At 66.0% G+C, this 12,117-nt stretch carries 13 protein-coding genes; 6 read left to right on the top strand and 7 right to left on the bottom strand.

Annotated elements, in window-relative coordinates; translation table 11 throughout:
* Genes napA through napE form a run of 3 tightly spaced genes read right to left on the bottom strand, consistent with a single transcriptional unit; the run spans position 1 to position 3,043 of the window.
* Positions 1-2,505: a nitrate reductase catalytic subunit NapA gene (gene napA, locus ACQR0U_RS26965; RefSeq protein WP_315750092.1), complete on the bottom strand. Its 2,505-nt coding sequence runs from the start codon at positions 2,503-2,505 to the stop codon at positions 1-3.
* A gap of 15 nt (positions 2,506-2,520) precedes the next feature.
* Positions 2,521-2,841, bottom strand: coding sequence for a chaperone NapD (locus tag ACQR0U_RS26960; RefSeq protein WP_315714157.1), 321 nt, complete (start codon positions 2,839-2,841; stop codon positions 2,521-2,523).
* Positions 2,842-2,857: 16 nt separating this feature from the next.
* A complete protein-coding gene (gene napE / locus ACQR0U_RS26955) occupies positions 2,858-3,043 on the bottom strand; it encodes a periplasmic nitrate reductase, NapE protein (RefSeq protein WP_315714158.1) in 186 nt (61 codons plus the stop codon).
* 389 nt (positions 3,044-3,432) lie between these two features.
* Here napE and ACQR0U_RS26950 point away from each other — a divergent pair, with 389 nt between their 5' ends.
* From ACQR0U_RS26950 to ACQR0U_RS26925, 6 genes are all read left to right on the top strand, one after another.
* The gene (locus tag ACQR0U_RS26950; RefSeq protein WP_315714159.1) at positions 3,433-4,389 is read left to right on the top strand and encodes an aliphatic sulfonate ABC transporter substrate-binding protein; all 957 of its coding nucleotides are present in this window, start codon (positions 3,433-3,435) and stop codon (positions 4,387-4,389) included.
* Positions 4,390-4,425: 36 nt separating this feature from the next.
* Complete coding sequence (gene ssuD, locus ACQR0U_RS26945) at positions 4,426-5,604, top strand: FMNH2-dependent alkanesulfonate monooxygenase (protein WP_315827660.1); 1,179 nt, start codon at positions 4,426-4,428, stop codon at positions 5,602-5,604.
* On the top strand, positions 5,601-6,407 hold the full coding sequence (locus tag ACQR0U_RS26940; RefSeq protein WP_315827661.1) for an ABC transporter permease subunit: 807 nt from the start codon (positions 5,601-5,603) through the stop codon (positions 6,405-6,407). Before ssuD ends, ACQR0U_RS26940 begins: the two co-directional genes overlap by 4 nt.
* Positions 6,408-6,416: 9 nt before the next feature.
* Positions 6,417-7,277 carry an ATP-binding cassette domain-containing protein gene (locus ACQR0U_RS26935; protein ID WP_315827662.1) on the top strand — a complete coding sequence of 287 codons (861 nt, stop codon included), beginning with the start codon at positions 6,417-6,419 and terminating at the stop codon, positions 7,275-7,277.
* A gap of 14 nt (positions 7,278-7,291) precedes the next feature.
* Positions 7,292-7,867, top strand: coding sequence for a flavin reductase family protein (locus tag ACQR0U_RS26930; protein WP_316192014.1), 576 nt, complete (start codon positions 7,292-7,294; stop codon positions 7,865-7,867).
* Positions 7,868-7,958: 91 nt separating this feature from the next.
* A complete protein-coding gene (locus ACQR0U_RS26925; protein WP_315714164.1) occupies positions 7,959-8,114 on the top strand; it encodes a hypothetical protein in 156 nt (51 codons plus the stop codon).
* Between the two features lie 444 nt (positions 8,115-8,558).
* Here the strand turns inward: ACQR0U_RS26925 and flbD are convergent, their stop codons facing one another.
* Genes flbD through fliG form a run of 4 tightly spaced genes read right to left on the bottom strand, consistent with a single transcriptional unit; the run spans position 8,559 to position 12,084 of the window.
* The gene (gene flbD / locus ACQR0U_RS26920) at positions 8,559-9,938 is read right to left on the bottom strand and encodes a sigma-54-dependent transcriptional regulator FlbD (protein ID WP_316192012.1); all 1,380 of its coding nucleotides are present in this window, start codon (positions 9,936-9,938) and stop codon (positions 8,559-8,561) included.
* A 53-nt stretch (positions 9,939-9,991) separates the two neighbouring features.
* Positions 9,992-10,339 (bottom strand): flagellar motor switch protein FliN, encoded by a 348-nt coding sequence (fliN, locus tag ACQR0U_RS26915; protein WP_015669138.1) that lies wholly within the window; start codon positions 10,337-10,339, stop codon positions 9,992-9,994.
* A gap of 30 nt (positions 10,340-10,369) precedes the next feature.
* A complete protein-coding gene (locus ACQR0U_RS26910; RefSeq protein ID WP_316192010.1) occupies positions 10,370-10,990 on the bottom strand; it encodes a FliH/SctL family protein in 621 nt (206 codons plus the stop codon).
* Positions 10,990-12,084 carry a flagellar motor switch protein FliG gene (gene fliG / locus ACQR0U_RS26905; protein ID WP_315714167.1) on the bottom strand — a complete coding sequence of 365 codons (1,095 nt, stop codon included), beginning with the start codon at positions 12,082-12,084 and terminating at the stop codon, positions 10,990-10,992. The genes ACQR0U_RS26910 and fliG overlap by 1 nt, the downstream gene beginning before the upstream one ends.
* Positions 12,085-12,117 lie beyond the last annotated feature (33 nt).

Here is a 12,117-nt window from a genome sequence, read left to right as displayed (position 1 = left end):
TCACACCCGCTCGATGCGCACGGCGCATTTCTTGTAGTCGGTCTGCAGCGAGATCGGATCGGTGGCGTCGAGCGTCACCTTGTTGATCAGCTTCGACTCGTCGAACCACGGCACGAAGACGAGGCCGCGCGGCGGCTTGTCGCGGCCGCGGGTCTCGACGCGGGCGCGGATGAAGCCGCGGCGCGAGGCGACCTTGACCTCGTCACCGCGCCTCAAGTTCGCGGCCTCGGCATCGTCCGGATGCATGAAGCAGACGGCTTCGGGGAACGCCTTGTAGAGCTCGGGCACGCGGCGCGTCATCGTGCCGGAATGCCAATGCTCGACCACGCGTCCCGTCGACAGCCAGAACGGATAGTCCTTGTCGGGCGATTCCGCCGGCGGCTCGTAGGGCAAAGCGAAGATGCGCGCCTTGCCGTCGGGGAAGCCGTAGAACTGCACGCCGGTGCCGGCCTTGACGTAAGGATCAGAGCCCTCGCGAAACCGCCAGCGCGTCTCCTTGCCGTCGACCACCGGCCAGCGCAGGCCGCGCTCCCGGTGATAGGCCTCGAACGGCGCCAGGTCATGGCCATGGCCGCGGCCGAACGAGGCGTATTCCTCGAACAGGCCCTTGTGGACGTAGAAGCCGAACGCCTTGGACTCGTCGTTGGCATAGCCCGGCTCGATCTGGTCGAGCGGAAACTTGTCGACCTGGCCGTTCCTGTAGAGCACGTCGAACAGCGTCTTGCCGCGCACGTCGGGCTTCTTGGCGATCAGCTCCTCGGGCCAGACCTCCTCGATCTTGAAGCGCTTGGAGAACTCCATCAACTGCCAGAGATCCGAGCGTGCCTCGCCCGGTGCCGACACGAGCTGGTGCCAGAACTGGGTGCGGCGCTCGGCATTGCCATAGGCGCCTTCCTTTTCCACCCACATTGCCGTCGGCAAAATGAGATCGGCGGCGAGCGCGGTGACCGACGGATAGGCGTCGGAGACGACGATGAAATTGTCCGGATTGCGGAAGCCCGGATAGGTCTCTTCGTTCGCGTTGGGGCCGGCCTGCAGGTTGTTGTTGACCTGCACCCAATAGGCGTTCAGCAGGCCGTCCTTCAGCATCCGGCTCTGCAGCACGGCGTGATAGCCCGGCTTGTCGGGGATCGTGCCTTCCGGCAACTGCCAGATGTGCTCGGCCTTGGTTCGGTGCTCCTTGTTGGTGACGACCATGTCGGCGGGCAGGCGGTGCGAGAAGGTGCCGACCTCGCGCGCGGTGCCGCAGGCCGAGGGCTGGCCGGTCAGCGAGAACGGGCTGTTGCCGGGCTCTGCGATCTTCCCGGTCAGGAGATGGATGTTGTAGACGAGGTTGTTGCACCAGACACCGCGGGTGTGCTGGTTGAAGCCCATGGTCCAGAACGAGACCACCTTGGTCTTCGGATCGGCATAGAGCTCGGCCAGCGCCTCGAGCCGATTCAGCGGCACGCCGGACATCTCGGCGGCCTTCTCCAGCGTATAGTCGGAGACGAACTTGGCATACTCGTCGAACGAGATGTCGGTGGCGTCGTTGGCCTTGGCTGCGCCGGTGGCCTTCTTCTGCAGCGGATGCTCCGGGCGCAGGCCGTAGCCGATGTCGGTCTGGCCCTTCTTGAACACCGTATGCGCCTGGACGAACTCCTTGTTGACGCGGCCGGTCTTGATGATGTGGTTGGCGATCGCGTTGAGGAGATAGAGATCGGTCTGCGGCTTGAACACCATGCCGATGTCGGCGAGGTCGAACGAGCGATGCTCGAAGGTCGAGAGCACAGCGACCTTGACATGCGGCGCCGACAGGCGCCGGTCGGTGACGCGGCTCCACAGGATCGGATGCATCTCCGCCATGTTGGAGCCCCACAGCACGAACGCATCCGTCGCCTCGATGTCGTCATAGCAGCCGGCCGGCTCGTCGATGCCGAAGGTGCGCATCATGCCGGCGACGGCCGAGGCCATGCAGTGCCGCGCATTCGGATCGATGTTGTTGGAGCGGAAGCCGGCCTTGAACAGCTTTGACGCAGCGTAGCCTTCCCAGATCGTCCACTGTCCCGAGCCGAACATGCCGACGCCGGAGGGACCGCGCTTCTTCAGCGCGTCTTTGTACTTCGCGGCCATGACGTCGAACGCTTCGTCCCAGGAGACGGGGGTGAACTCGCCGTTCTTGTCGTACTTGCCGTTCGTCTTGCGCAGCATCGGATGCGTCAGGCGGTCATGGCCGTACATGATCTTCGAGAGGAAGTAGCCCTTGACGCAGTTGAGGCCGCGATTGACCTCGGCCTTGATGTCGCCATGGGTGGCGACGACGCGGTTGTCCTTGGTCGCGACCATCACGCTGCAGCCGGTGCCGCAGAAGCGGCAGGCGGCCTTGTCCCATTTCAGCTCGCTGGCTTCGCGCTCGGTGACGAGGTTCGCCGCAAGCGAGCTGCCGGGCATGCCGGCGGCGGCCGCGGCAATCGCGGCGGCTTCCAGCTTCAGCATCTGGCGACGATCGATCTTCATGTCGGTCATTGGTGTCTCGTGTGATTAGCCGGCGTCGATGGCGTGGAAGACGAGGCAGGCGGAGTGCACGTGCGGCAGCAGGCCGATCCGGTTCATGGTGGCGCCGAGCGCGCCGGCATCGGGCGCATCGACGACGACGATCAGCTTGCCGCGTGCGTCGCGGCCGTGAATCTCGCAGCCGGACAGCGCGAGGATGTCGGCTTCGACGCGGTCGAGCTGCTCGGGCCGGGTCTGCACGATGATGCTGGCGATCTCGCCCTTGGCCAGTGCGACGACGGGATCGGCGGTGAGGACTCGGCCGGTGATCAGAGCACGGCGGTCGAGGGAGGTGCGGTGTGAGAGCATGGCGGGGTCCTTCCGATCAGTGCGCCGCGGGCGGCCCGGGTGGCCCGGCCATCATCTGGTAAACCCAGACCGTGAGCCCGTAGGAGCCGACGGTGGCGACCGCGAGCGCGGGCATCAGCACAGCGGTGAGAAACAGGAAGGCAACAATTTCCATGCGTCTGCGACGCGCACGCGCGTTCGCATCGCCGCCAACGAGCGACATGAGAGAATTCTCTGCTAGGGGAGGTTCAGTTCAGGAGGGATTGCGGCATCCGGGCCGCGCCTGATCTTATGTTTAAGAAGGCTCCGGAAACCGGCGTTGACCTGGATCAAGCGGGCGGAACCCCGCGCACACCGGCGCACCGCCAGAGCGGAGTCGCGCCGGTCCCCACTGAGCTCTTGGTTGACGGGCTGTGAAGACGCGTGATCGCAGCTTTGCTTGCGAGAAATTCTCGCTGCTCTGCGCCGCGGTCTCGATACGAACATCCCCTCCGGCCGTAAGCCGATAGGACCCGCATCGCTATTTTTCCGGGACGCTCGACACGCGTTGCGCCTGCCACCATCATTCCGTGCATCGCATCAATGCGGATGCAGTCTTGGTCGGAGAGGGCAATGAAGCGTCGTGATTTTCTGAAATTGTCGTTGGCATCGGCTGCGGTGATGGCCTCAGCGGCGCCGCTGCGCGCCGAGGACAAGCCGAAGGAGATCCGCATCGGCACCCAGAAGGGCGGCTTCTTCCCGGCGGTGAAGGCGCGCCGCACCATCGAGGATACGTTCAAGCCCGTCGGCATCGACATCGTCTGGGTCGACTTCCAGTTCGGCCCGCCGCTGCTGGAGGCCATCAATGTCGGCAGCGTCGATTTCGGCTATGTCGGCGACGCGCCGCCGATCTTCGCGCAGGCCGCCGGTGCCAAGATCCGCTACGCGGCGGCCGTCAAGCAGAACGGCAGCAGCCAGGCGATCATCGTGCCCAAGGACTCGCCGATCAAGTCGCTCGCCGATCTCAAAGGCAAGCGCGTCGCCTTCGGCAAGGGCTCGAGCGCGCACAATCTCCTGGTCGCCGCGCTGGAGAAGGCGGGCCTGTCCTGGACCGACATCACGCCGGCGCCGCTCGCGCCCGCCGATGCCACCGCCGCCTTCGTCAAAGGCTCGGTCGATGCCTGGTCGATCTGGGATCCGTATCTCGCGCTTGCCGAGCTCAAGGAGAATGCGCGCGTGATCGTGTGGGACAAGGATGTCCACAAGCCGAACTCATTCTACATCGTCGGCTCCGACTTCGTCGAAAAGTATCCGGCCGTCGTCGCCAGGCTGAACGCGGCTTTCGCCGCCGAAGGCGTGTGGGCCAACAGCCATCACGAGGAGGTCGCCAAGGCGCAGGCCGAGGCCACCGGCGTCGATCTTGAGGCGGTCAAGCGCTTCGTCGACCGCTCGGTCTATAGCGTCGTGCCGATCGACGACGAAGTGATCAAGAGCCAGCAGGCCGTCGCCGACCGCTTCGCCCGTGTCGGCCTCATTCCCAAAGCCGTCAACGTCGCCGACATCGTCTGGAAATGGACGCCGTCCACCTGACGGCTGTCCCGCCACTCAAATCCGAAAGAGAACGACATGAGCAACGCTTCGTCGAAGCCCAATGTGCTTTGGTTCCTGCCGACCCATGGCGACGGCCGCTATCTCGGCACCTCGCAAGGCGGCCGCGAGGTCAACTTCAACTATCTGCGCCAGGTGGCGCAGGCCGCCGATCAGCTCGGCTATTACGGCGTGCTGATCCCGACGGGACGCAGCTGCGAGGATTCCTGGATCGTGGCGTCGGCCGTGGCGCCATTCACCGAGAAGCTGCGGTATCTCGTCGCGGTGCGTCCGGGTCTGCAATCGCCGGCCGTGGCCGCGCGCATGACCGCGACGCTCGACCGCGTCACCAACGGTCGCCTGCTGGTCAACGTCGTCACCGGCGGCGATCCGGTCGAGAACAAGGGCGACGGCATCTTCCTGTCGCATGAGGAGCGCTACGAGGTCACCCGCGAGTTTCTCACCGTCTACAACGCGCTGCTCGAAGGCGAATCCGTCAACTTCGCCGGCAAGCACATCAAGGTCGAGGATGGCCGGCTGCTGTTCCCACCGGTGCAGTCGCCACGCCCGCCGCTGTTCTTTGGAGGCTCGTCGGATGCCGGCATCGACGTCGCCGTCGATACGGTCGAGAAGTATCTTACCTGGGGCGAGCCGCCGGCAGATGTCGCGGCGAAGATCGCCAATGTGAGAGCAGTCGCCGACAGCCGTGGCCGCAGGCTGTCGTTCGGCATCCGCCTGCATGTGATCGTGCGCGAGACCAACGCGGAGGCGTGGGTCGCCGCCGACGACCTCATCAAGCACGTCACCGACGACACCATCGCCTCGGCACAGAAGATTTTTGCGCGGATGGATTCGGTCGGCCAGCAGCGCATGTCGCAGCTGCACGGCGGCCGGCGCGACAAGCTCGAGATCAGCCCGAATCTGTGGGCCGGCGTGGGCCTCGTCCGCGGCGGCGCCGGCACCGCGCTGGTCGGCGATCCCGACACGGTCGCGGCGCGCATCCGCGAGTACCAGGAGCTCGGCATCGACACCTTCATCCTGTCCGGCTACCCGCATCTCGAAGAAGCCTACCGCTTCGCCGAGCTGGTGTTTCCCAAGCTTGGGCTGAACGTGTCCGAGCAGGCCGGCAACGTGACCAAACTGCGCACCAACACCGGCCCATTCGGTGAGACCATCGCCAACGAGCATCGTCCGTTGCAGAGAGCCTCGCAGTCATGAGCCTGATCGAAAGTCTTCCCAAGGTCCGCAAGCTCGCGGTACCGCGCGCGGATGCGCTGATCCCCTGGCTGGTGCCGCTCGCGATCATCCTGATCTGGCAGGCGGCCTCGGTCGCCGGCCTGGTGTCGCCGCGGGTACTGCCGGCGCCGACCGACGTCGCACGCGCCGGAGGGAAGCTGCTGCTATCAGGCGAACTCGGCCGCAACATCTGGGTCAGCTTCTGGCGCGCGTCCATCGGCTTCTTGATCGGTGGTGGCATCGGCTTCGCCTTCGGGCTCGCCAATGGCCTGTCGCAGCTGTCGGCGAAACTGACGGACACCACGCTGCAGATGGTGCGCAACGTGCCACATCTGGCGCTGATCCCGCTGGTCATCCTGTGGTTCGGCATCGACGAGAGCGCAAAACTGTTCCTGGTGGCCCTCGGCGTGTTCTTCCCCGTCTACCTCAACACGCTGCACGGGATTCGCACCGTCGATCCGCAACTCATTGAAATGGGCCGCGTCTACGGCATGACCGACGGCGAACTGTTTCGCCGCGTGATCTTCCCCGGTGCGTTGCCGTCGATCTTCGTCGGTCTGCGCTTCGCGCTCGGCATCATGTGGCTCACCCTGATCGTCGCCGAGACGATCGCGGCTTCTTCGGGCCTCGGCTACATGGCAATGCAGGCGCGCGAGTTCATGCAGATCGACGTCGTCGTGCTTTCCATCCTGATCTACGCCCTGCTGGGCAAGGTCGCCGACAGCGCTTCGCGGGTGCTGGAACGGATGACGCTGTCCTGGCATCCGGCCTTCAGCAAACATTGAGGTTCGTAAATGCAGCAAGCGCTCCGAATTCCCGTGTCCGGCGCCGAGGCGGTCGACGGCACTGACGTGATCAGGCATGCCGCGGCCTTCCGCCACGCGCGGAAGCCCGGCGTGACCCCGGCCAAACCCGCGACGCGCGGCCTGCCGCTGGTGATCCGCGACCTTCGCAAGGCGTTCGGCGACAACGAGGTGCTGCGCGGCATCGATCTCGAGATTCCGGCCGGTCAGTTCGTGGCGATCGTCGGTCAGAGTGGCTGCGGCAAGAGCACGCTGCTCCGCCTGATCGCAGGTCTGGACAAGCCGACGTCGGGCAGCATCAGCTTCGGTGAAGCCGCGGCGCGGCCCGAGGACGTCCGCGTCATGTTCCAGGAACCGCGGCTGCTGCCGTGGGCGCGGGTGCTCGGCAACGTCGAGGTCGGCCTCGGCCGCGAGCGCAAGGCCGCCGGCGCGCATGAGCGCGCGCGGCAGGCGCTGGAGGAAGTGGGTCTCGCCGACAAGCGCGACCAATGGCCGGCGGTGCTGTCCGGCGGCCAGAAGCAGCGCGTCGCGCTGGCGCGCGCGCTCGTCAGCGGTCCGCGCCTGCTGGCGTTCGACGAGCCGCTCGGCGCCCTCGATGCGCTGACGCGGATCGCGATGCAGCGGCTGCTGGAGCGGGTCTGGGCCGATCAAACCTTCACCGCAATCCTGGTCACCCATGACGTGGCGGAAGCCGTGGCCCTGGCCGACCGGGTTCTGGTCATCGAGAATGGCCGGATCGCCGAGGATATCATGGTCGATCTGCCGCGCCCGCGCCAGCGTGGCTCTGCGGAGCTTGCGGCGCAGGAAGGCTCGATCCTGGGCCAGTTGCTTGGACCGGGCGCGGCGGGTTAGGAGAGAATATCGCAATGAACTCCATCGTCCGCCTCATGCCCGACGCCACCGCGCTTCAGCCCGATTTCCGCTCCGCGATGCGCCAGCTGGTCGGGGGCGTGAGCGTGATCACCGTCGGGCGCGGCGATGAGGTCACCGGCATGACGGTGAGTTCGCTGTCATCGCTCTCCATCGAGCCGGCGTCCGTGATCGTGAGCCTCAATCGGAACGCCTCGTCTTGGCCGATCCTGCAGCGGGAGCGTGTTTTCGGCGCCAATCTGCTCGCCGCGGACCAGATCGGCGTGGCCGAGCGGTTCTCGGGTAAAGGTGGTCTCAGAGGCGCCGAGCGGTTCGCCGGCGCTGAGTGGCGCAAGCACGTGACCGGCGTGCCGCTCCTGGTCGGGGCGCTGGCCGCGCTGGACTGCGAGGTCGAGGAGATCATCGAGCGGCACTCTCATGGCATCGTGATCGGCCGCGTGGTGCATGTCGAGGTGGCGCCGCAATCGGCAGCCCTGGCATATTGGCATGGCGGCTATGTGCACGTCGACCGCGACGAGGACGTGGCCCGGCTCGCCCCCCTCGGCGGCCCCGATCCGCAGGACGAGCCCTAGGCGGTGAGCGGCGGTTGGCCGCAGGGTGGCGTCCCGAAGCTGGACGCCGTAAAAGCACCGCGGCCTTGAGGCGGTGTTTGCGGCGGAGCTGATGAAACGGATCGGAACCTGGGCGCTCTATGTGATCGGCACGGCCGCGATCCTGTATCTCGCGCTCTATGCCTATGCCGTGCTGACGCAACGCGAGTTCACGCCCGGCGATCCCATTCACATCTTCCGCAATCCCGAGGCGCCGAACTATTCGTGAGGCTGTGCCCGGCGACGACGCGCCGGCGTATTCTCGCGAACCCACGGATCAGGGGACTGTTCACAGTCCTGTAGCTGCATCCAATCGTCGGTCAGAAACTGCACGCGGCAGCGGCGCCACACTTTGATGTGTCCGCCATCCGGCGACGTCTCGACATCGGATAGCGACAGGGTGGGCGGCCGCCAGCGATAGCTGCGTTCATTGTCCCAGCCGTCGCAGCCCTCCCTGCCACAGGCAACCGTTCGCGAGATCAGCTTGCCCTTGCCTGCGAAGCACCAGCTCCGGGCGCCCCATTCCTGACCCGACGACGGATTGACGAGCGGCGCGTGCGACGTCTGCTCCCAGCAGCCTGACAGCACGCCGCGCGTTGCGGCATCAGCCGGGGAAACGGCAAGCGGCGCGCCGAGGGCCAGCGCGCCGCCGAGAACGAACCGGATGGTCAGATTATACGGGGCTCGGCATGCGCGGCGTATCGCCGGAGCCCGGCGGCGGGATCGGTAAGCCGCCGTCGGCATATTCGTTGAGCTTGTTGCGCAACGTGCGGATCGAGATGCCCAAGATATTGGCCGCATGTGTCCGATTGCCCAGGCAGTGCTTCAGGGTCTCCAGGATCAGGTCACGTTCGACATCGGCGACCGTGCGGCCGACCAAGGCGCGCGTGACCTGTTCCGCCGCCATCGTAGCATGCGCTACGGCGGGTTGGGTCTTGCCGATGTCGAGGCGGGTGCCGTCAGGCGTGAGGATGGCATCCGGCCCGATCTCGTCGCCCTGCGCCATCAGCACCGCGCGATGCATCGTGTTCTCCAGCTCGCGCACGTTGCCCGGCCAGCGGTTGGTGGTGAGGATGCGCTTGGCCTCCGCCGAGATCGGCCGCAGCGGTACGGCGTTGGCCTCGGAATATTTGCGCGCGAAATGCTGCGCCAGCTCGAGAATGTCGGCGGGGCGCTCGCGCAGGGGAGGGATCTTCAGGTTGACGACGTTGAGCCGGAACAAGAGGTCCTCGCGGAACGTGCCCTCGCGTACGGCGTCGGCCAGGTTGCGGTTGGAGGTCGCGATGATGCGGATGTCGACGGGGACGGGGCGGGTGCCGCCGACGCGGTCGATCACGCGCTCCTGGATGGCGCGCAACAGCTTCGACTGCAGCCGCACGTCCATTTCCGAGATTTCGTCCAGCAGGAGCGTGCCGCCATTGGCCTCCTCGAACTTGCCGATGCGGCGGGCGACGGCCCCGGTGAAGGCGCCCTTCTCATGGCCGAACAGCTCGGACTCCAGGAGGTGCTCAGGGATTGCGGCGCAGTTGATCGAGATGAAGGGACGCTTGGCGCGGGCCGAGCGGGTGTGGACGTAGCGCGCCAGCACCTCCTTGCCGGTGCCGGACTCGCCGGTGATCATCACCGAAGCGTCGGAGCCGGCGATCTGCTGGGCGAGCTTGATCACCTTCGCCATCGCCTCGTCGCGATAGACGAGGTCGCGGCTGTCATTGGCGACGGCGGCGAGCACGGCGGCGATCAGCTCGGGATCCGGCGGCAGCGGAATGTATTCCTTGGCGCCGGCATGGATGGCGGCGACCGCGGCGCGGGCATCGCTGGTGATGCCGCAGGCGACGATCGGCACGTGGATGTGCTCTGCATCGAGCCGCATCACCAGGTCGCGGATGTCGAGCGCGACGTCGACGAGGAGCAGGTCGGCGCCCTTGCCGCCGCGCAGCACCCGCATCGCCTGCTCGTTGTCCTCGGCATGGGTGACGGTGGCGCCGTTCTCCATGGCGATCTTGGTGGCCGTCGTCAGCTGGCCCTTCAGCGTTCCGACGATGAGAAGCCGCATGTTGGTCTCCTATTCGGTCGTGCCGCTCTCGATCGGCACGCAGGTCATGTCTGTCAGTTGCGGTCGGACTTGATGATTTCGGTCATCGTCACGCCGAGCTTGTCTTCGACCAGAACCACCTCGCCGCGTGCCACGAGCCGGTTGTTGACGTAGATGTCGATCGCCTCGCCGACCTTGCGGTCGAGCTCGAGCACGGTGCCGGGCCCGAGCTTCAGGAGCTCGCCGACATCCATCTTGGAGCGGCCGAGCACGGCCGAGACCTGGACCGGGACGTCGAACACCGCCTCGAGGTCGGCCGCGATGCGCGCGGCATGCTCTTCTTCATTGTAGCCGACGTCCCCGCCCAGCGGAGGCGCGTCCGCCGCATTGAGGTCGGGAAGCGGGATCTCGTTGTCGCTCATGACTTAAACTCCCTCGGCCACCACAGCGGCCTAGTTCTTCTTGGACGCCATGTAGCGTCCGACCAGCTCGTTGATCTTGGCGTCGATCGCAGCGCGCTCCAGCACGACGCCGCCATCGGCCCATTCGATACGGCAGTCGCCGGTCGCGATCTCCGGCTCGGCGAGGATCACGAGGCGCCCCTCGAAGCCGCTCTGCTTGGCGAGCTTCTCGATCTTCTCGCGGGCGAGCTCGTACAGCGTCTCGTTGATGCGCAGCACGAGGTGCGGCGTGGCGACCAGATGCGCGAAGCAGTCGTGCACGAGTCCGACGATCTCGCCGAGCGGCTCCGCCTCGACCAGCGCCGCGCACAGCTTGCGGGCGACGGCGACCGCGACATCGACGGCCTCGGTTTCCATCCGCTGCTCGATGCCTTCGAAGCGGGCGGAGATGCCCTGCAATTGGATGTTGATCTGCTCCAGCGCCGAGGCGACGCGGCGGTCGGCCTCGACCTTGGCTTCGCGCTGCGCCGCCTCGTAGCCGTTGCGATAGGCGGCGGCTTCGGCGGCCGCGACCTTCTGTGCGATTTCGGCGGACGTGGCCGCACGCTCCCGCGTCGTCTTCTCCGGCGCGGCGAAGTCGGTATCGAACAGGAATTTCGCAGGCTGAGCCATCAATACACCAGTTCGTCGTCGGCGCGGTTCTTGCTGAGCATGATCTCGCCCTTGGCGGCGAGGTCCTTGGCGAGATTGACGAGCAGGGCCTGCGCCTCGTCGACGTCGCGCAACCGTACCGGCCCCATGGCGGCCATGTCGTCCTGCAGCATCTTGGCGGCGCGCGACGACATGTTGCCGAAGAAGAAGTTGCGGACCTCCTCGTTGGCGCTCTTGAGCGCCACGCCGAGCTTGTCCTTGTCGACATTGCGCAGCAGGGTCTGCGCCGAGGCGGAATCGAGCTTGATCAGGTCGTCGAAGGTGAACATCAGCGCCTTGATGCGCTCGGCCGATTCGCGGTTCTCTTCTTCGAGCGACGTGATGAAGCGGGTCTCGGTCTGGCGGTCGAAATTGTTGAAGATTTCGGCCATCACCTCGTGGGCGTCGCGGCGGCGGGTCTGCGACAGGTTCGACATGAACTCGACGCGCAGGGTCTGCTCGACGCGCTCGATGACCTCCTTCTGCACCGCTTCCATGCGCAGCATGCGGCCGATGACGTCGAGCGCCATGTCCTCGGGCAGGATCGCGAGCACGCGGGCGGCATGCTCCGGCTTCAGCTTGGACAGCACGACCGCGATGGTCTGCGGATATTCGTTCTTGAGGTAGTTGGCGAGCACCTCTTCCTGGACGTTGGAGAGCTTCTCCCACATGTTGCGGCCGGCGGGGCCGCGGATCTCGTCCATGATGCCGTTGACGCGTTCCGGCGGCAGGTATTGCTGCAGCAGGCGCTCGGTGGCGTCGAAATTGCCCATCAGCGCGCCGGAGGCCGACATGCGCGAGACGAATTCGAGCATCAGGTCCTCGACCACGTCGGCTTCGATGGTTCCCAGCGTCGACATCGCCAGCGACAGTTCGCGCACCTCGTCGTCATCGAGCTGCTGCCAGATCTTGCCGCCATACTGCTCGCCGAGCGCGAGCATCATCACGGCGGCGCGCCGCGGGCCGCTCAAGGGCTCGGTCTTCTCGCGCTGCGCCTGGCGGCTCGCCAAGGTCGCGATGACCGTGGAAATGTCGTTGTTGTTGGCGTTGGCGTTCTGGGTCTGCGGCAGCGACATGGCGTCTACGTTCTTTTCAGTTCAGGCGGTTCA

This window comes from Bradyrhizobium sp. HKCCYLRH3097 (assembly GCF_051167875.1).
Lineage (GTDB): Bacteria > Pseudomonadota > Alphaproteobacteria > Rhizobiales > Xanthobacteraceae > Bradyrhizobium.
The sequence above is the reverse complement of the archived record's forward strand: the minus strand, read 5'-3'. Positions and strand labels throughout refer to the sequence as shown.